Source organism: Streptomyces sp. NPDC101776, assembly GCF_044766845.1.
Lineage (GTDB): Bacteria > Actinomycetota > Actinomycetes > Streptomycetales > Streptomycetaceae > Streptomyces.
Map to the genome: position 1 here is coordinate 676,665 of NZ_JBIWMV010000002.1, position 18,469 is coordinate 695,133.

Annotated in this window: 16 protein-coding genes; 8 read left to right on the forward strand and 8 right to left on the reverse strand. The window is 71.5% G+C overall.

Annotated elements, in window-relative coordinates; genetic code table 11:
- Positions 1-173 precede the first annotated feature (173 nt).
- Positions 174-1,409: a cytochrome P450 gene (locus ACIRRY_RS08835; RefSeq protein WP_403969454.1), complete on the forward strand. Its 1,236-nt coding sequence runs from the start codon at positions 174-176 to the stop codon at positions 1,407-1,409.
- Between the two features lie 57 nt (positions 1,410-1,466).
- Here the strand turns inward: ACIRRY_RS08835 and ACIRRY_RS08840 are convergent, their stop codons facing one another.
- The 3 genes from ACIRRY_RS08840 to ACIRRY_RS08850 all read right to left on the reverse strand — a co-directional run bounded on the left by ACIRRY_RS08840 (position 1,467) and on the right by ACIRRY_RS08850 (position 3,301).
- The gene (locus tag ACIRRY_RS08840; RefSeq protein ID WP_329351033.1) at positions 1,467-2,051 is read right to left on the reverse strand and encodes a TerD family protein; all 585 of its coding nucleotides are present in this window, start codon (positions 2,049-2,051) and stop codon (positions 1,467-1,469) included.
- Positions 2,052-2,118: 67 nt separating this feature from the next.
- Positions 2,119-2,811, reverse strand: a complete 693-nt coding sequence (locus ACIRRY_RS08845; protein WP_403969457.1) for a YoaK family protein — start codon at positions 2,809-2,811, stop codon at positions 2,119-2,121.
- Positions 2,812-2,884: 73 nt separating this feature from the next.
- Positions 2,885-3,301: a transglycosylase SLT domain-containing protein gene (locus ACIRRY_RS08850; protein WP_403969460.1), complete on the reverse strand. Its 417-nt coding sequence runs from the start codon at positions 3,299-3,301 to the stop codon at positions 2,885-2,887.
- A gap of 508 nt (positions 3,302-3,809) precedes the next feature.
- Here ACIRRY_RS08850 and ACIRRY_RS08855 point away from each other — a divergent pair.
- Entirely contained in the window at positions 3,810-4,757 is a 948-nt protein-coding gene (locus ACIRRY_RS08855) for a glutamate ABC transporter substrate-binding protein (RefSeq protein WP_403969463.1), read from the forward strand.
- On the opposite strand, the gene ACIRRY_RS08860 is transcribed toward ACIRRY_RS08855, so the two are convergent.
- Both ACIRRY_RS08860 and ACIRRY_RS08865 read right to left on the reverse strand, forming a co-directional pair.
- Positions 4,745-5,986, reverse strand: a complete 1,242-nt coding sequence (locus ACIRRY_RS08860) for a hypothetical protein (RefSeq protein WP_403969466.1) — start codon at positions 5,984-5,986, stop codon at positions 4,745-4,747. The genes ACIRRY_RS08855 and ACIRRY_RS08860 overlap by 13 nt on opposite strands.
- Positions 5,983-6,846 (reverse strand): helix-turn-helix domain-containing protein, encoded by an 864-nt coding sequence (locus ACIRRY_RS08865; RefSeq protein WP_403969469.1) that lies wholly within the window; start codon positions 6,844-6,846, stop codon positions 5,983-5,985. Before ACIRRY_RS08865 ends, ACIRRY_RS08860 begins: the two co-directional genes overlap by 4 nt.
- A 160-nt stretch (positions 6,847-7,006) precedes the next feature.
- On the opposite strand from ACIRRY_RS08865, the gene ACIRRY_RS08870 reads away from it, so the two are divergent.
- Both ACIRRY_RS08870 and ACIRRY_RS08875 read left to right on the forward strand, forming a co-directional pair.
- The gene (locus tag ACIRRY_RS08870) at positions 7,007-7,735 is read left to right on the forward strand and encodes an alpha/beta fold hydrolase (RefSeq protein ID WP_403969472.1); all 729 of its coding nucleotides are present in this window, start codon (positions 7,007-7,009) and stop codon (positions 7,733-7,735) included.
- A 111-nt stretch (positions 7,736-7,846) separates the two neighbouring features.
- Complete coding sequence (locus ACIRRY_RS08875; protein WP_403969475.1) at positions 7,847-10,057, forward strand: ATP-binding protein; 2,211 nt, start codon at positions 7,847-7,849, stop codon at positions 10,055-10,057.
- 69 nt (positions 10,058-10,126) lie between these two features.
- Here the strand turns inward: ACIRRY_RS08875 and ACIRRY_RS08880 are convergent, their stop codons facing one another.
- The gene (locus ACIRRY_RS08880) at positions 10,127-11,161 is read right to left on the reverse strand and encodes an MBL fold metallo-hydrolase (protein ID WP_403969478.1); all 1,035 of its coding nucleotides are present in this window, start codon (positions 11,159-11,161) and stop codon (positions 10,127-10,129) included.
- Positions 11,162-11,277: 116 nt separating this feature from the next.
- Between ACIRRY_RS08880 and ACIRRY_RS08885 the strand changes: the two genes are divergently transcribed.
- A complete protein-coding gene (locus ACIRRY_RS08885; RefSeq protein ID WP_403969481.1) occupies positions 11,278-12,771 on the forward strand; it encodes an aldehyde dehydrogenase in 1,494 nt (497 codons plus the stop codon).
- A gap of 7 nt (positions 12,772-12,778) precedes the next feature.
- Entirely contained in the window at positions 12,779-13,012 is a 234-nt protein-coding gene (locus ACIRRY_RS08890; RefSeq protein WP_403969484.1) for a ferredoxin, read from the forward strand.
- Positions 13,013-13,022: 10 nt separating this feature from the next.
- On the opposite strand, the gene ACIRRY_RS08895 is transcribed toward ACIRRY_RS08890, so the two are convergent.
- Entirely contained in the window at positions 13,023-16,256 is a 3,234-nt protein-coding gene (locus ACIRRY_RS08895; RefSeq protein WP_403969487.1) for an AfsR/SARP family transcriptional regulator, read from the reverse strand.
- Between the two features lie 195 nt (positions 16,257-16,451).
- Here ACIRRY_RS08895 and ACIRRY_RS08900 point away from each other — a divergent pair, with 195 nt between their 5' ends.
- Together ACIRRY_RS08900 and ACIRRY_RS08905 are read left to right on the forward strand one after the other, a co-directional pair.
- Positions 16,452-16,826 (forward strand): peptidase inhibitor family I36 protein, encoded by a 375-nt coding sequence (locus ACIRRY_RS08900; RefSeq protein WP_403969490.1) that lies wholly within the window; start codon positions 16,452-16,454, stop codon positions 16,824-16,826.
- Positions 16,823-17,722 carry a hypothetical protein gene (locus ACIRRY_RS08905; protein WP_403969493.1) on the forward strand — a complete coding sequence of 300 codons (900 nt, stop codon included), beginning with the start codon at positions 16,823-16,825 and terminating at the stop codon, positions 17,720-17,722. The genes ACIRRY_RS08900 and ACIRRY_RS08905 overlap by 4 nt, the downstream gene beginning before the upstream one ends.
- A 34-nt stretch (positions 17,723-17,756) precedes the next feature.
- On the opposite strand, the gene ACIRRY_RS08910 is transcribed toward ACIRRY_RS08905, so the two are convergent.
- The gene (locus ACIRRY_RS08910; RefSeq protein ID WP_403969496.1) at positions 17,757-18,419 is read right to left on the reverse strand and encodes a TetR family transcriptional regulator; all 663 of its coding nucleotides are present in this window, start codon (positions 18,417-18,419) and stop codon (positions 17,757-17,759) included.
- Positions 18,420-18,469: the final 50 nt, after the last annotated feature.

The following is an 18,469-nucleotide window of genomic DNA, read 5'->3' on the forward strand; positions in this document are numbered from 1 at the left end:
CCACGCAGAACTAGTACGCGTTCTAGTTCTGTGTGCAGTCTGCTGACAGGCCGTCCACAACCGCAAGGGTCGTGCAGGGAATTCGGGTTGCCGTACCCCTTGCGACTTCTAGAACCCGTTATTACCTTCACGGCACATTCCTGATGGACCGTCAGAACCAAGCTGGAGTACCCATGCCCTGTCCAGCTCTCCCCGACGGGTTCGACTTCACCGACCCGGACCTGCTCCACCACCGCGTGCCCCTACCGGAGTTCGCCGAACTGCGCGCGGCCGAACCGGTCCGCTGGATACCGCAGCCGGCCAACATCGCGGGGTTCCAGGACGAGGGCTACTGGGCCGTCACCCGGCACGCCGACGTCCGGTACGTCTCCACCCACCCGGAGATCTTCTCGTCCACCCTCAACACGGCGATCATCCGCTTCAACGAGCACATGAACCGCGACTCGATCGACGCCCAGCGGCTGATCCTGCTCAACATGGACCCGCCCGAGCACACCCGGGTCCGCCAGATCGTCCAACGCGGCTTCACCCCACGGGCGATCCGCGCGCTGGAGGACCGTCTGCGCGACCGCGCCCAGGCCATCGTGGCGGGCGCCCGCGCCCACTCCGGCCCCTTCGACTTCGTCACCGAGGTCGCCTGCGAACTGCCCCTCCAGGCCATCGCCGAACTCATCGGCATCCCGCAGGACGACCGCGTCAAGATCTTCGAGTGGTCCAACAAGATGATCGCGTACGACGATCCCGAGTACGCCATCACGGAGCAGGTCGGCGCCGAGTCCGCCGCCGAACTCATCGCCTACGCCATGGGAATGGCCGCCGAACGCAAGCAGTGCCCGGCCCACGACATCGTCAGCACGCTGGTCGCCGCCGAGGACGAGGGCAACCTGAACTCCGACGAGTTCGGCTTCTTCGTGCTGATGCTCTCGGTCGCCGGGAACGAGACGACCCGCAACGCCATCACCCACGGCATGCACGCGTTCCTCACCCACCCCGAGCAGTGGGAGCTGTACAAGCGGGAGCGCCCGTCGACCGCCGCCGAGGAGATCGTCCGCTGGGCTACCCCGGTGAATGCCTTCCAGCGCACGGCGACCCAAGACACCGAACTCGGCGGCAAGTTGATCCGGAAGGGCGACCGGGTCGGCATCTTCTACGCCTCCGCCAACCACGACCCCGAGGTCTTCGAGAACCCGGACGTCTTCGACGTCATGCGGGACCCGAATCCGCATCTGGGCTTCGGCGGCGGGGGCCCGCACTACTGCCTGGGCAAGTCCCTCGCGGTCCTGGAGATCGACCTCATCTTCAACGCGATCGCCGACGCGATGCCGAACCTGACCCTGACGGGCGACCCGCGCCGGCTGCGCTCCGCCTGGATCAACGGGGTCAAGGAGCTGCGGGTGACGGCGAGTTGAGAAACTCGGGCCGGCGGCATCCCGGCGCCGCCGGCCCGTTCTCCCACACCGTCGCGCTTACTTCCGTACGGCGAACTTCATCAGCTCCCGCTCGTCACCCTGCTTGATCTTCCCGGTCTCGTTGATGACCTGGAGCTTCCAACTCCCGCCCTCCCGGACCGCCTTGGCGACCGCGCAGCTGTTGTGGTCACTGAGCAGGTTGGGCCAGATCTCGGCGACCTGCTGGGTGCTGCCGCCCGTCGCGTCGTACACCTTGAAGGCGATGTTGCGTGCCTTCTGGAAGGAACTGCCCTTCTTGTAGGCGGCGGCGACGAAGACGATCGACGTGATGTTGGTGGGTATCCGCGCGAGATCGACGGTCACCGTCTCGTCGTCTCCCTCGCCCTTGCCGGTCTGGTTGTCGCCGCTGTGCACCAACGAGCCGTTGCCCAGCGGGTCCACGGAGTCGAGCCCCGCGAGCCGTACCGGGTCCTGGCCCTGCATCGCGATGGCGATCAGATCGAGGTCGGTACCGGCCTTCTGACGCAGCTTCCCGATGAAGCCGCCGCTGCTGCCGACGGTGGGGTCCCAGGACGCCCCGATCTCCAGATGGGTCACTCCGTCCAGATCCGCCGGACCGTCTTCCTTCGTGAGCGTGATCATGCGTGATCGATCCTCTTGATCGTGGGACTGAGACGCACGAATTCTGCCTTCTTGACCGGGCTTTGGGCTACTCCCGTCCAGATGCGGTCAGCGCGAACACCCCGGCGGCCAGAGCCGCGAGCAGGAGTGGGTAACGCGCACCGTGGTGCAGAGTGAGCCAGGCGCCGAGACACGCGCCGGAGGCCATCGCCACGACGGCCGAGGCGCGGCGCAGCGAACCGGGGCCCGCGCCGTCGCCCGCGACCGAGTCCGCGATGAGGCCGGTCAGGGTCATCGTCAGGACGGTGGTGGTGGAGAAGTTGCTGACCTTGAGCTTGCGGACGGTCGCGTTGCGCAGACCCATCGCGAAGGCGGTGAGGGCGATCAGGGGGTACGTGGTGGCGTGGTCGCCCGGTGCCGCGAAGGCGATGACGGCCGCCACACCCACCAGCAGCGCCTCCGCGCCGAGACTCACCCGGGCCCAGGTGCGGCGCGACCCGGTGTCCATCCGTACCGCGATCCGGCCGCCGGCCATCGCGCCCACGACGAAGGCGCCGAGGGAGGTGAGGGTGTGTGCCACCGAGAAGCCGGGCGCCCCGGCGGCGGCGAAGCCGAGGACGACGACGTTGCCGGTCATGTTCGCGGTGAAGACATGCCCGAGGGCCAGATAACTGACGGCGTCGATGAGCCCGCTGACCACGGTCAGCCCGAGCAGCACGGCCACGAGCCGGACCCCGCGCGCTTCACGGTCGTAGGACGGGGGGTCGTCGTTCTGAACCATGCACGCAATGTAGCGGCGGCCCCCCGGGATGCCGGGGGACCGCCGCTACAGGTGCGGGTGCGTTGGCCGGTGATCAGTACCAGCCGTTGGACTGCCAGAAGTTCCAGGCGGCGGCGGGGGAGCCGTAGCGGGAGTTCATGTAGTCCAGGCCCCACTTGATCTGGGTGGCGGCGTTGGTCTTCCAGTCGGAGCCGGCCGAGGCCATCTTGGAGCCCGGGAGGGCCTGGACCAGGCCGTAGGCGCCGGAGGAGGAGTTCGTGGCGGTGACGTTCCAGCCGCTCTCGTGCGAGACGATCTTGCTGAACGCGTTGTACTGCGCCGAGCTCGGGATCATCTTGTGCGCGATCGCCTGGGCGGAGGAGGCGGAGGTCGTCGCGGCCTGGGCGGGAGCCGAGGTCAGCACGAGACCGGTGGTGGCGGCGGCCAGGGCGGCGGCGGTCAGGGCCTTCTTTGGGGAGGCGATGCGAGCGACGATGCGGGAGACGGACACGGAGAACCTGTTTCTTCGGGGACAGAGACGTCGTACGCCTGCCGGTGTCACGCGGTGCGCGGCGGTGGCAGTGCGTCGGCGCCGAGGCCCGTGAGGACTCGTCGGCGCCGTGCGACTGCTCCAGAGAAACACTCTCGATCCGTGTCCGCAAAGACCCCTTTTACTAGTTGTGGTCGCATGTGGGTGAAAGGTGAACAGTGTGACGTGGCTCTCAAACCCCAGGTCAGATGGTGTTTGGGATGCGTACATGACATGCCTAAACACTACTAATCCAAGTAGTTGGTGATCTGCGTCATGTGGGGTGCTTCACCGCTGGTGTGACGGTCGGTGGGCGACTTCTCACGCGGGGGAACCGCGAGTCGACGTGAACGCGTCACCGTCGACGACGGTGTGACGGTTCCGAGGGCTGCGGGGCAGTGTGAGGGAACTTCGGGCACGTGGAGGAGAGGGACGGTCGTCGGCTGGTGCCGGGGGCCGTCGGGTGCCGTTACGCCGGCGGGTTCTTGCCGTGGGCGCGGCGTCGCTGGCCGTGATCGCGCTGACGGCGTCCTGCGCGGGATCGTCCGCCCCGGACCGCCGTCCGTCCGCCGGAGCGCGCCCGCCTGCCGGGAGCGCGTCCGCGAGCGCGCAGGCGGGGGCCGGGGAGAAGTGCGACCCGCTGCGGTCGTTGAGACCGCCGGCCCACATGCCGACGCCGGGCGGCGCGATGCCCAGCGGTACGGCGATGGCGCGGATCGTCGAACGGGGTCGGCTGATCGTGGGAGTGGACCAGAACACGTATCTCTTCGGCTATCGCAACTCCGACACCGGACAGCTGGACGGGCTCGACATCGACCTGGTGCGGGAGATCTCCCGGGCCCTGTTCGGGCGGCCGGACCGGGTGCAGTTCAAGACCGTGCCGTCCGCGCAGCGCATCGAGATACTGCGACGCGGTCAGGTCGACCTGGTCGCCCACTCCATGACGATCACCTGCGAGCGCATGGAACAGGTGCTGTTCAGCAGCGACTACCTCGACTCCGGCCAGCGCGTCCTCGTCGACGAGACCTCCCCGGTGAAGACCCTGGCCGATCTCGCCGGACAGAAGGTGTGCACGGCCCGGGGCACCACCTCGCTGACCGAGCTGCGCCGCGCCCGCCCGGCGGTGCGGCCGGTGGCCGTCGCCGACTGGACCGACTGCCTCCTCCACCTGCAACAGGGCGATGTGGCCGCCGTGTCGACCACCGACAACGTCCTCGCCGGCCTGAGCGCCCAGGACCCGGCCACCCGGATCACCGGACCGCGGTTCACCTACGAGCCGCACGGGATCGCCGTCCCGAAGACGACACCGGAACTCGTCCGCTTCGTCAACGGCGTGCTCGCGCGCCTGCGTGCCTCGGGCGCGCTCCGAGCCCTGCACGAACGGTGGTTGGGCCCCTACGGGAACTTCTATCCGCCTGCGCCGCGCTACAGCGACTGACCGCGCTCGTGTCCCTGTCCGCGTCCGTGTCCGCGTCCCTGTCCGCGCTCGATCCGGATCCGCCAGCCGGACCCGTCATGGGGTCCGGTGATCGTCAGCGGCGTCCCGGGGCGCAGGTCCAGCCGCTCGCCCCGGAGCCGGCCCGCCAGGCCGCCCTTGGTGTTGACCCAGTCCTTCCAGAGGAGTTCGGGGGTGAGGGTGCGGACCGAGACCATGCCGGCCCACTTGTGCCACGACTCGGTGGTGACCCGGGCGGTGACGGGCGGCCCGGTGTAGCGGAGCACCTTCCCGCCCGTGCCGGTGATCTCCCCGTCGAAGGTGGGCACCGTGTCGAGCGGGGTGGTGACCAGCTCCCAGCCGCCGGCGCCCCCGGTCTGGAGCAGCGTCGGCCCGGGACCGAGTCCGACGACCCAGCCCTCCGTGGCGTGATGGTGATCGGCGGACAAGGTCACCTTGTAGCCGCGTGACTCGATGCGGACCTCCGCCTTGGAGGTGCTCCCCGCGTCGGCCAGGGAGCACAGCGCGAGCGCGGCCGGCGCCCCCGTGTGGGCGAGGACCTCCGCACCGGTTCCCCGGGTTGCCTCCTCCAGCGGGCGGGCAGCGGACAACGGCAGTACCCGCAGCCGCCATTCGCAGCCTGCGGCGTTGGCGACCTCGACCCGGCCGGCCGTCGACCAGACGGCCGGGGTGTCGTGGCCGTACAGGAACCTGGCACGGTCGTCGTTGCCGACGGGCCAGTAGGTCTGGTCGCCGAAGCCCGTGTGCAGCCGGAGGAACAGGCTCGTGGGGCGAACGCTCTCGATCCTGGTGAACTCGAGGATGGCCCCTCCTCCCGACTTCGACTCCGGCTCCGGTTCGGGGAGTTCGACGGTCTGGTTCCCGATGCCCCGGCGGCAGAAGACGCCGCCGTCCTCGGGCTCGTCCTGCTCCAGCGGCGTGACGGAGATCGACCACCGCTCGGCCGCCTCGATACGCAACCGCTGCGGTCCCGACAGGCCCACCCGGTACTCCCAGGTGCGCGGCTCCTCCGTACGGTGCTGCTCGGGCTCGAACTCCCGGACCAGGTCGGTGTGTTCGGCACCGGGAGGGCCGAGCCGACCGAGGAGGGTGAAGCTTCCCACGTGGGCGCGGTGGACCACCGTGGCCCAGCCCTGCGGACCCCGGTAGTCCAGTTCCGCCGGCCCCGTGCCCTCGGCGGCCTCGGTGAACGGGCGCACGTCGGCTGTCATCGCACCCCCGCTCCCTGATGACGGCCGGTGGCCGGCGTCCGGGACGCGGAGGCGAGGAGGGTGAGCTTGTCGGCCGCGTCGGTACCGGGGTCCGGGTGGTAGAGGACGAGGGTCTGGCCAGGGGAGCCGTCGATGCTCAGCCGTTCGCGGTTCAGCCGGAGGCCGCCGACCTGGGGATGGTCGATGTCCTTGGGCGCGGCCTCGCAGGCCTGGACGTCGTGACGGGCCCAGAGACGGCTGAACAGCGGGCTGGCGAGGGAGAGTTCACCGACCAGCTCGATGAACCGGGGGTCGTCCGTGTCGGTGCCGACGGACTCGCGGAAGGCGGCGACCATGCCCCCGACGGCGCTCTCCCAGCTCGGATAGAGCGCCTGCTCGGCCGGGTCGAGGAACAAGGACCGCAGGCGGTTGGCTCCCGCCGTGAAGTGCGGGGAGAGCGCGGTGGCAAGGGAGTTGGCGGCCAGGACGTCGAAGTAGCGGCCCTCGACCAGCGCGGGGAGCGGGAGAGTCGCGAGGAGCTTGGTGATGCCCGGGGCGACGGTCTCCTTGCGGACGCGGGGGCGGGGGCGCCGCCGTCGGGTTCCCCCGGCCCCCAGCCGCAGCAGGTGCGCCGTCGCGGCCTCGTCGAGCCGCAGCACCCGCGCGATGGACTCCAGGACCTGCACGGAGGGGTTGCGGTCGCGGCCCTGCTCCAGGCGCAGGTAGTAGTCGGCGCTGATGCCGGCGAGCAGCGCGACCTCCTCGCGGCGCAGGCCCGGCACCCGCCGTACCCCGAAGGCGGGGACACCGGCCTGTTCCGGGGTGACGAGTTCGCGGCGGGCGCGCACGTACTCGCCCAGCGGGTTCGGTTCGTCGGCCATCTCCCGACTGTAATTCGGGCGGCGTGCGCGTGCCTGGTCCTGTCACCCCCAGGGTCGGCGGGGCCCTGGCTGGGGTGCGGCCCGGGCGGCAGCGTGACCGGTGGCCGGCAGAAGGCGCGCCGATCGGCGGCACCGGCCACCACCACGAGGAGCGATGCCCATGTCCACGTATCTACTGGTCCACGGTGCCTGGCACGGCGGGGAGAGCTGGAAGCGGGTGATCCCGCTGCTGACGGCGGCCGGACACCGGGTGTTCGCGCCCTCGCTGACCGGCCACGGCGACAAGGCGCACCTGCTCGGCCCCGAGGTCGGCCTCGACACCCACGTCGACGACGTCGTCGGGCTGATCACCGAGGAGGACCTCACCGAGGTGGTCCTCGTGGGGCACAGCTACGCCGGGCTGGTCGTCGCGTCGGCGGCCGACCGGGTGCCGGACCGGATCGCCGACCTGGTCTACCTCGACGCGATGGTCCCCGAGGACGGTGAGAGCGCGACCGACATCATGCCGGTGACCCAGACCCTGATCGATCTCGCCGAGCGGTCCGGCACCGGCTGGCGGATTCCGCCGCTGCCCGAACTGCCCCCGCCCGCAGGCCTGTTCGGGGTCACCGACCCGGCGGACGTCGCCTGGCTGCGCACGCTGCTCTCGGACCAGTCGGCGCGCTGCCTCCAGCAACCCGTCCGGCTGGACAACCCCGCCGCGAACAGGATCCCCCGGACGCACATCCACTGCGTGGCCGACGAACCGGAGGGCTTCGAGCGCCGCCCCGTCCCCGCGACCCAGCCCAACGGCACCCCGGCGCAGGTGTGGGAACTGGACACCGGCCACGACTGCATGGTCACCAAGCCGGCCGAACTGACCGACCTGTTGCTCAAGCTGGGCGCGTAAACGATCTGAAAGAACAGCGGATCCGGCACTCCTACGACTCTTTCGGGCAGCCGTGGACCGCGTTCCGGGACCCGCGCATGGCGCCGGTGACCTCCGGACACACTGGGCCTCGTGCCGGACACGACTCACCCGAACACCGGGAACCTCGGGAATCTGCCGCCCGAGAGACATAGTTTCGTCGGGCGGCGCGCGGAACTCGCCCTGCTCAAAGCCGCGTTGGACCCGGACCCGGGCTCGTCCCGGGATCCGGGTGCCGGTCCGGCGGCCCGGCTGGTGAGCGTGGTCGGCGTCGGCGGGGTCGGCAAGACCCGGCTCGCGCTGCGCGCGGCGGCCGAGGTCCGGGACGCCTACCCGGACGGGGTCTGGCTGACCGAACTCTCCCCGCTGCGCGCCGTCGGGATAGTGGACCTCGCCGTCATGGAGACCCTCCGGCTCGCCGACCAGTCCACCCGCCCGGTGATCGACGTCATCACCGAATGGGCCCACGGCAAACGGCTGTTGCTCGTCCTCGACTCCTGCGAACACCTCCTCGCCGACTGTGCCAGGGTCGCCGCCGCCCTGCTGGCCCGGCTGCCCGACCTGCGCGTCCTCGTCACCAGCCGGGAACGCCTCGCGCTGCCCGGCGAGGAGGTACTCCACCTCGAACCACTGCCGGTGGACGGCGGCACGGTCAGCAGTGGTGGAACAGCCGCGGCCGGTGACCTCGCCGCCGGTGACGCCGTGACCCTGTTCGCCGAGCGGGCCGCAGCCGCCGGACGCCCGCTCGGTGACGGCGACTTGGCCGCCCGGGCCACCGCCGCCGCCGTCTGCCGTCGCCTGGACGGCATCCCCCTCGCCCTCGAACTCGCCGCCGCCCGCCTCGCCGACCTCACCCTCGACCAGCTCCACGCCCGGCTCGGCGAACGCCTGCCCTCACCCACGGACGGGCCCGCGCCCTCCGATGTGCCGTCCCCCCTCGACCTGTTGGCCTCCGACCCCGGTGAACGCCCGCCCCGGCACCGGACGTTGCGCACCGCCATCGGCTGGAGCCATGAACTCTGCGCCCCGCTCGAACGCCTGCTGTGGGCGCGGCTGTCCGTCTTCACCGGCGGCTTCTGCGCGGAGACCGCCCAACAGGTGTGCGCGGGCGGCCCGTTGGCCCCGGAGCGGATCCCCGGGCTGCTCGCCCGGCTCGTCGCCCAGTCCATCGTCCTGCCCGACCCCGTCATCTCGGCCCGTTACCGGATGCTCGACACCGTGCGCGAGTACGGCACCGACTGGCTGTACGCGCTCGGTGAGGAACGCGCCGTACGACGCCGGCATCGCGAGCACTACGCGCGGCTCGCGCACCAGGGCTGCGCCGAGTGGAACACCGGACGGCAGGTCGCCTGGTGCGAACGGGTGTTGAGCGAACACGCCAACTTCCGGGCGGCCGTCGAGAGCGCGCTCGCCGGACCGGACCGGACGGCGGCCGTGGAGATGGCGGGCCAGGTCGGATTCCTGTGGCGGCACTGCGGCTACCTCCGCGAGGCCCGGCACTGCCTCGACCAGGCCCTCGCCGCCGACCCGCCGCCCGGCCACGGCCGCACCCTGGCCCTGTGGTCGCGCGGCGCGGTCGCCATCCTTCAGGGCGACCAGGAGGCGGCGGCCAACTGGGCGGTGCGCTGCGCCGACGCGGCCCGCGAACAGGGCTCACCGGTCGCCATGGTCGCCGCCGTCTACCTCAGGGGCGGCCAACTGGCCCTCACCGGGCGGCAGGCCGAGGCGATCGACGTCCTCGCCGCCGCGCCCCGACTCCCCATACAGGACGACGCGTTCGGCGCCGCCCAGCTCCAGGCGCGGCTCGCGCTGTCCCTCGCGCATGTGCTGCGCGGCGAGTACGAACGCGGCCGTGAGGTCGCCGACGAGGTGCGGGGCGCCAGCCGCAAACAGGGCGAGTACTGGTGCGGGGCCTTCGCCGACTACCTCATCGCCCAGGCCGACCTGGCGTACGGCGACGTACCGGCCGCGGTGCGCGGCGCCCGCACCTCCGTCGCGGGCCACGCCCTGCTGCACAACACCGTCGGCGCCGCCATGTCCCTCGATCTCCTGGCCACCGCCGTCGTCACCACCGGCGACGCCCACCGCGCCGCCCGCCTCCTCGGCATCGGCACCCGCCTCTGGGAACTCACCGGCCGCGCCCAGATGGACTCCCCCGACCTCATCGCCACCCGCCGCACCTGCGAACTCCGCGTCCGCGAACACCTCGGCGACCTCGCCTACCAGCACGAATACCGGGCAGGCCTGACCATGTCGTACGACGAGGCAATCGCGTACGCGACGAACTGGCCGGGCGGTCGGTGACGGGAGCCGGTGACGGGAGCCGGTGACGGAGAGCCGGCGAAGGGGAGTCGGCGACAGGGAGTCGGTGACTCACACCGCCACGTACGTCACCGGGTCGCTCCCCGTCATGACCTCCGCCTGGCCCAGCTTCACCAGGCGCCGCACATGGGCCTCCGCCTCGGACACGGCGATGTTCCGTGACTGGTAGGGGATTTGGGACCAGGGGCGGTTCCACTCCATCCGCTCGGCGACCTGCCAGGCGGTGAGCGGTTCCGACAGGAGGGCGAGCAGGCCGGTCAGGCGGTCCTCGTGGTGGGTGAGCAACTCCCGTACGCGGCCGGGCGCGTCGGTGAAGGTGTGCTGGTGGGCCGGGAGCACCTCGGCGGGGGCGAGGCGGCCGACGCGCTCCAGGGAGTCGAGGTAGTCACCGAGCGGGTCGGCGATCGTGGTGTCGTCCGGGTCCTCGTACAGGCCGATGTGCGGGGTGATCTCGGGGAGCAGGTGGTCGCCGGAGAACAGCCGCCCGTGGCCGGGGAGTTGGGCGGGGTGGTCCTCCTCCAGATGCAGGCAGACGTGCCCGGGTGTGTGGCCCGGGGTCCAGATCGCGCGCAGCCGGCGACCCGCCAGGTCGAGGAGTTCGCCGGGGACGATCTCCCGGTCGGGCAGCGCGGGCGCGAGTCCCGGCACGCTGCGCGGGCGGGCGGCTCGGAGGGGCGCCAGGTGCTCCTCGGGGGCACCGGCCGCCGTGAGCTTCGCGGTCATGTACGCCAGCCAGCGGCCCGGTTCGGTCGAACGGGCCCGCCGCACGATCGCCGTGTCCGCAGCGTGCATCGCGAGCCACGCCCCGGACGCCTCACGCACCCGCCCGGACAGGCCGTGGTGGTCGGGGTGATGGTGCGTGATGACCACACCGTGGACCTCGCCGACCTCCGTACCGCAGGCCGCGAGCCCCTCGACCAGCGTGTCCCACGACGTCGGGTCGTCCCAGCCCGTGTCGACCAGGACCGGTCCACGATCGGTGTCGACGACGTAGACGAGCGTGGTCCCAAGTGGGTTGTCGGGGATGGGGACTTCGATGGAACGAACACCGCCGCCGTGGTCGTGGACCTGACCCGTGGACGTCATGGACTCCCCAATCGCCGCCTTCCGGCCACTATACGTGGACTCCATCGACCGGAACTGGTATTCAGTCTTCGTATCTGATGGAGCGTCAGACAGTGGTACCGGGGAGGCGTTCGGCCATGACAGAGCTCGTGGAACACCGACAGCTGTTCATCGGCGGGGAGTTGACCGACCCCCTGGGCACGGACGTCATCGAGGTGATCTCCCCGCACACGGAGGAGGTCATCGGACGCGTGCCGCACGCGTCGAGCCAGGACGTGGACCGGGCCGTCGCCGTGGCCCGCAAGGCCTTCGACGAAGGACCCTGGCCGCGCCTGACCCTCGACGAACGGCTCGCGGTCGTCACCCGCATCAAGGACGCGATCGCCGTACGGTACGAGGAGATCGGCCGCGTCATCTCCTCCGAGAACGGGTCGCCGTACTCCTGGAGCATCCTCGGGCAGGCGCTCGGCGCGATGATGGTGTGGGACGCGGCGATCACCGTCGCGAAGACTTTCGGGGGTTCCGGGGGTCGTCCCCCGGGTGGGCACAGCACGTACGAGGAGTACCGCGACGGAGTCCTCGGCAAGATCCTCGTCCGCCGCGAGCCGGTCGGGGTGGTCGCGGCCGTGGTGCCGTGGAACGTCCCGCAGTTCGTGGCCGCCGCCAAGCTCGCGCCCGCGCTGCTCGCCGGCTGCGCGGTGATCCTGAAGCCGTCGCCCGAAACACCCCTGGACGCCTATCTGTTGGGCGAGATAGCGAAGGAGGCGGGGCTGCCGGACGGCGTCCTGTCGATCCTCCCCGCCGACCGCGAGGTCAGCGAGTACCTCGTCGGACACCCCGGCATCGACAAGGTCTCCTTCACCGGTTCGGTCCCGGCCGGCCGGCGCGTGATGGAGGTCGCCGCCCGCAATCTCACCCGCGTGACACTGGAGTTGGGCGGCAAGTCGGCGGCGATCGTGCTGCCCGACGCGGACATCACGACGACCGTCCCCGGCATCGTCTCCTCGGCCTGGATGAACAACGGCCAGGCGTGCGTCGCCCAGACCCGCATCCTCGTACCGCGCTCCCGCTACGACGAGTTCGCGGACGCCTTCGCGGCGGCGGCGAGCGCGCTGGTGGTCGGCGACCCGCTCGACCCGGCGACCCAGGTCGGCCCGCTCGTCGCCAAACGCCAGCAGCAGCGCAACCTCGACTACATCCGCATCGGCCAGGAGGAAGGCGCCAAGATCCTTACGGGCGGCGGCCGTCCACCCGGTCTCGACCACGGCTGGTACGTCGAGCCGACCCTCTTCGGCGACGTCGACAACTCGATGCGCATCGCCCGCGAGGAGATCTTCGGCCCGGTCATCTGCCTCCTCCCGTACGGCGAAGAGACCGAGGCCGTGAAGATCGCGAACGACTCCGACTACGGGCTGAGCGGTAGCGTCTGGACCGGCGACGTGGCCCACGGCATCGACATCGCCCGGCAGGTCCGCACCGGCACCTACAACGTCAACACCTTCAGCCTCGACATGCTCGGCCCCTTCGGCGGCTACAAGAACAGCGGTGTGGGACGGGAGTTCGGGCCCGAGGGCTACTCCGAGTTCCTCGAACACAAGATGATCCACCTGCCGGCCGGCTGGGAGGGGTGAACGGGCGATGGGGGACCGCTGGCAGGTAGAGGTCGACCGCTCCATCTGCATCGGCTCGGCCCAGTGCACCCACCAGGCGCCCGACCGCTTCCACCTCGACTCGGCCATGCAGTCCCACCCGGCCGCCCCGGAGACCGACGCCAACGAGGAGATCCTCGCGGCGGCGGAGGGCTGCCCGGTGGAGGCCATCATGATCACGCTGCTGGGGAGCGGGGAGCCGGTGTTCCCACCGGAGGAGTGACGCCTTCGCTTCAGTCCCCGGTGCCGGTGCCGGTGACCGTGGCCAGCCGCGCCCTGATGGTGTCGGCCTCCGGCATGCCGTGTTCGGTGTACAGGCTGAGCGCGCGTTCGTAGTGCCGGACGGCGGTGTCGGTGTCGTCGCGCGCGACGTGCACCTCGGCCAACCCGGCGTGGGCGCGGGCCTGTTGGCCCGGGTTGCCGATGTCCTCGGCGATGGTGAGGGCGTCGGTGTGGTGGGCGAGGGCGTCGGCGGGGCGGCCGGAGGCGCGGGCTGCCTCGCCCAGGCCGTTGAGAGCTCTGGTCTCGCCGTCGCGGTCGCCGTTCTGGGCGTAGAGGGCGAGTGCCTGGCGGTGGTACTCGGCGGCCCGCGCGTGCCGGTCGCGCAGCGAGTGCACGATGCCGAGGCCGTGCAGCGCCCCGGCCTCGCCGTACCCGTCGCCGACCTCCCGCATCAGCGCGAGCGCCTGCTCCTGGTGCCGGGCGGCCTCGTCGAGCCGGTCGAGCCGGGTCTCGACCGTGCCGAGGTCCATGAGCGCGTGCGCCTCCAGGTAGCGGTTGCCGGTGCGGCGCAGCAGCGTCAGCGACTGCTGGAGATGGTCGGCGGCCGGGCCGTAGTGGCCCAACTGCCCCTCTACGTGGGCGAGATTCTTGAGGGCGATCGACTCGCCCGACGTGTCCTCGATGCTCCGGTACAGGTGCAGCGCCTGTTCGAGGTACTCGACGGCCGACCGGAAGCGGCCCAGGCGTTCGTCCACGAGGCCGAGGTTGACCAGCGCGCGTGCCTCACCGGTGGGGTCACCGGCCTGCCGGAACAGGGTCAGCGCCTCCTGGAGATGCCGGCGGGCCGGTTCGTGCCGGGCGAGTTGGTAGTGGGCGGTGCCGATCCCGAGCAGCGCGCGGGCCTCGCCCGCCGGGTCGCCGATCAGCCGGGCGGCGTCACGCGCGTGCCCGTGGATCGTGAGGCCGTCGGTGTGGTGGCCGCTGATGAGATGGCGGTACAGGGTCAGCGAGAGCCGGATGGCGTGCGTGGGCCGGCCATGGGCGGCGGTGTGCGCGGACATCGCCGTCAGACACACCCGCTCGGCGACCAGCCAGGCGCGCGCGGCATCAGGATCGGACAAGTCGGGGACAGGGCTCGCGGTTTCGGGCGCGGCGGGGCGCAAGTGGGCCTCGGCCGGGTGCAGTTGGTCCATGGCGGCACCCGCGCTGGCGAGGTAGTGATCGAAGAGCCGGTCCAGCGCCGCGTCGCGATCCTCCGGCGAGTCCTGCGCGGAGGCGAGCCGGGCGGCGTAGGCGCGGAGCAGGTCGTGCATGCCGTAGCGGGGGGTGTGCGTGCGTGGGGCGAGTCGGGTGGGGGTGGGGGCTTGCTGGAAGCTGGGGGTAGAACTAACCACCGTCTTGGGCTTTGACCGGTTAGAAATGCCCCCGGCTTCCAGAGGGGACAGGTCCGGGGACGCGCCGGTCGGTGCGGCTGCCGCGTCCGCGCGCTGGACCAGATGGGCGCGGGCGAGGACGTCGAGCGCACGGCGGGCATCCGCCGTGGAACTGCCGGTCAGCGCGGCGGCGGCGGACGCGTCGAGATCCGGGCCCGGATGCAGGCCGAGCAGCCGGAACGTGCGCGCCGCCTCCGTGGGCAGTTGGCGCAGCGACCAGGAGAACACCGTGACGACGGCCGCCCGGGGGTCGCCCTCCGCGTCCAGGAGGTACAAGCGCCGCTGCTGGTCGGCGAGTTCGGCGACGAGGTCGGTCAGCGGGGTGCCGGGGCGGGCGGCGGCCAGTTCCGCGGCGACGCGCAGTGCCAGTGGCAGCCGTGCGCACTGCGAGGCGAGGGTGTCCACCGCCTCGGGCTCGGCCTCGGCGCGGGGGCCGATGAGCCGGCGCAGCAGCGTGCGGGCGGCGTCGGCGGGCAGCAGGTCGAGGTCGAGACGCTGGGCGCCCTCCCGCGCGACCAGCCCGGCCAGGCTGTCGCGGCTGGTCACCAGGACCGCGCAGGAACCGGTGCCGGGCAGCAGCGGCCGGACCTGCTCCACCGTGGCCGCGTTGTCCAGCACGATCAGCATGCGCCGGTCCGCGACCTCCGTGCGGTAGCGCGCCGCCCGGTCGTCCGGCTCCGCAGGGATGTCCTGCTCGGACACCCCGAGCGCGATCAGGAACCGGACCAGCGCGTCGGGGGCGGTCAGTGGCCGCTCGGGGTCGTAGCCGCGCAGGTTCACATACAACTGCCCGTCGGGGAACCGGTCCCGGGCCCGGTGCGCCCAGTGCACCGCCAGCGCCGTCTTGCCCACGCCCGCCGTCCCGGACACCGCCGAGACCACCACCGCGGTCGGCCGCACCGTGCCCGCGCCCGCTCCCAAGACCTTCTCCAGCCGGGCCAGTTCCTCCTCGCGGCCGGTGAACCCCGCTGCCTCCAGGGGGAGTTGGGCGGGTACCACCTTCACGCGTCCGCCACCGGCCCCGGACTGCGGGCGCGGGGCGGCCTTCCCGCCGAGGACCGCCTGGTGCGCCTGCCGGGCCTCCGCCCCCGGGCCCGTGCCGAGTTCGTCGGCCAGCCGCTTGTGCAGCGAGGCGTAGCAGGCCAGTGCCTCCGGGGCCCGCCCGGCGGCGTGCAGTGCCCGGATCAGCGCGACGGCGAGCGGCTCGACCAGCGGGTGCTCGGCGACGAGTACGGACAGCGCGTCGACCACCACCAGGTGCCCACCGACCCGGAGTTCGGCGTCCGCCCAGACGAGCACGGCGTCGACGTACTGGCGCAGCCAGCTCTCCCGCGTCCGCGCCGCCCAGTCACCGGGCAGCCCGGCCAGCGGCGTGCCCTGCCACAGCCCCATCGCCTCCCGCAACGTCAACACCCGCGCCGCGTCGGGAACTTCGGCCCGCTGGGCTCGTGCGACCAGCTGCCGGAAACGGTGTACGTCGACCAGGTCCGCCGCGACATCGAGCCGATAGCCCGCCGGGCCGCGCACCAACTCCACGGCAGCGGGAGGGAGTTCAGAGCCCTCGGACGACGGCAGCGGACCCGTGTCCGCCAGCACCCGGCGGATGCGCGCGACATGGGCGTAGAGCGTGCCGCGCCCCCGCGCCGGCGGATCCTCGCCCCAGACCCGGTCGATCAGCGTCTCGGCCGCCACCCAGCGCCCCGCGTCCACCAGCAGCGCGGCCAGGACCGTACGCCGCTTCGCGGGACCCAGATCCACCGGACGGCCCGCGACCCATAACTCCACGGGCCCCAGCAGCCGAAATCCCCTCACGCCGTCCCCACCGTCCCACCCCACGCGCTTCACAGGTTCTCCACCGGGCACCCAATCACCTGCCCACCTGCGGGACAAGGTTTGCGCAAGCTCCCCGACCACCTCCCTCCGCCACCTTGGGCACGGCAACTCGCCCGCACCGCAGGCGACTTCGGGTCTGCGGGCGGCGCCCCGAGTGATGGAGGAACACAGAGAATGAAGCGGATCCTGGCCAAGGCCGGCATCGCCCTGGGAAGCGTGGCCCTGGCCACCACCGGCGCGTTCATCACCGCCGCCCCAGCGAGCGCGGCGCTGTCGGACTGTCCCTCCGGGGGCCTCTGCGCCTACCTCGGCGTCAACGGCTCGGGCGACCCCGGCGTGGTCTACGGCGACAACTCGAACCTGCTCCAGTACAACAAGTTCAACAACGCCGAGTCGCTGTACAACAACGGCAGCAGCTGCAACGTCCGGATCTACTCGGGCACGGGCTACACGGGTTCCAGCTACATCCTCGCCAAGGGCTACTACAACGGCTCCCTGGCGAACACCGTGTACTGGCACAACGTCGCCTCCAACGACTGGTGCGTGTGACCACAACCACGGCGCGGCGGACACTGCTCGCGGTGTTCCTTGTGCTGACCGCGGCCGGCTGCTCCCCCGGGGGAGAGCAGCCGGCCCGCGGGCCGGAGGCGCTCGACGTCCGTCCCCTGTCGGGCGTCACCGCGTCCACCCACGCCGACGCCGTACGCCTCCACGACCGCGAGGAACGAGCCGTAGCCGCCTGCATGAGCGCCCGCGGCCAGACCTACACGGCACAGCCCCGCACCGCGTCCGCGCGCGGCGAGGAGACCAACCCCTACGGGCTGCTCACCGTCAAGAAGGCGACCCAGGACGGGTACGGCATCGTCGGCGAGTACCTCTACCAGCGGTCCACGCCCGTCCCCGCGAGCGAGGCCCATCCGGCCGCCTGGCAACGGGCGTTGACCGGAACCCCGGCACACCGGGTGAGCCTGCGACTGGCCGACGGCGTCAACCTGGCCTATTCCAGCGACGGTTGTGTGGCCCGGGCCCGCGCCGAGCTGTACGGGGCGGACTGGAACACGGTGGAGCCCCAAGCCGTAGGACTGGCGAACCAGGTGCTGGGCGCTGTGGAGAAGGATTCCAACTACCTCTCCGCCGTACGGCGTTGGTCCTCGTGCATGACGAAGGCGGGGCACCCGGCGACGGACCTCCAGGCGCCCCGGCAGGCCGTCGACGCGCGGCTGCGGAAGGCCGCGTCGGACGAGCGGGCCCTGCGTGCGCTCGGCAACGACGAGATCCGCACCGCCCGCGCAGACGCGGAGTGCCAGCTGGAGACGGGACTGTCCGAAGCGGTCCAGGACGTCCAACGGGCGGTCGAGAAGCGCCTGTTGATGGCGGCGGACCGAAAGACCGTGGCAAGCTATGTGACGGACCGGCATCGGGCACTGGCCGCCGCCACCGCGTGAACGACCGGCCTCCCTGGAGGCCGGCGTTTCCGCGTCAGCCGTTGTTCTCCGGGTTCTCGGGGTTCTCAGGGTTCTCAGGGTTTTCCGGGTCCGTCAGGTCGATCAGGCGGCACACCGTCTCGATGTCGATCTTCACTTGCGCGATGGACGCGCGGCCCGAGAGCCAGGTGATCAGGGCCGAGTGCCAGGTGTGCTCGATGACCCGCACCGCGGAGAGCTGCTCCGGCGTCGGATTCTCCAGGCCCATCGCGTCCAGGATGATCACCGTGGTCTGCCGGGAGACCTGGTCGACCTCGGGGGAGACGCTGCGGTCCGCGAAGGTCAGCGCGCGGACCATCGCGTCCGCGAGATGCGGCTCGCGCTGGAGCGCCCGGAAGGCCCGCATCAGGGTCTCCGCGACCCGCTCGGCCGCGCTCTCGCCGCCCGGCGGCTTCTTCCGCAGCGTGCCGTGCATGTGCTCCAACTGGTCCTGCATCGTGGCGACCAGCAGATGCACCTTGGACGGGAAGTACCGGTACAGCGTGCCGAGCGCGACCTGCGAGGACTCCGCGACCTCCCGCATCTGCACCGCGTCGAAACCGCCCCGGCTCGCCAACTGCGCGCTCGCGTGCAGGATGCGCCGCCGCCGGGCCGCCTGCCGCTCGGTGAGGGGCGGCGAGGTCCGCGCAGTGGCTTCGGGCTTGGCTTGCGCTGGCATGGCTCCCGTTCCGTGACTGTCGGTGAGGGCGACTGATCGGACCGATCATG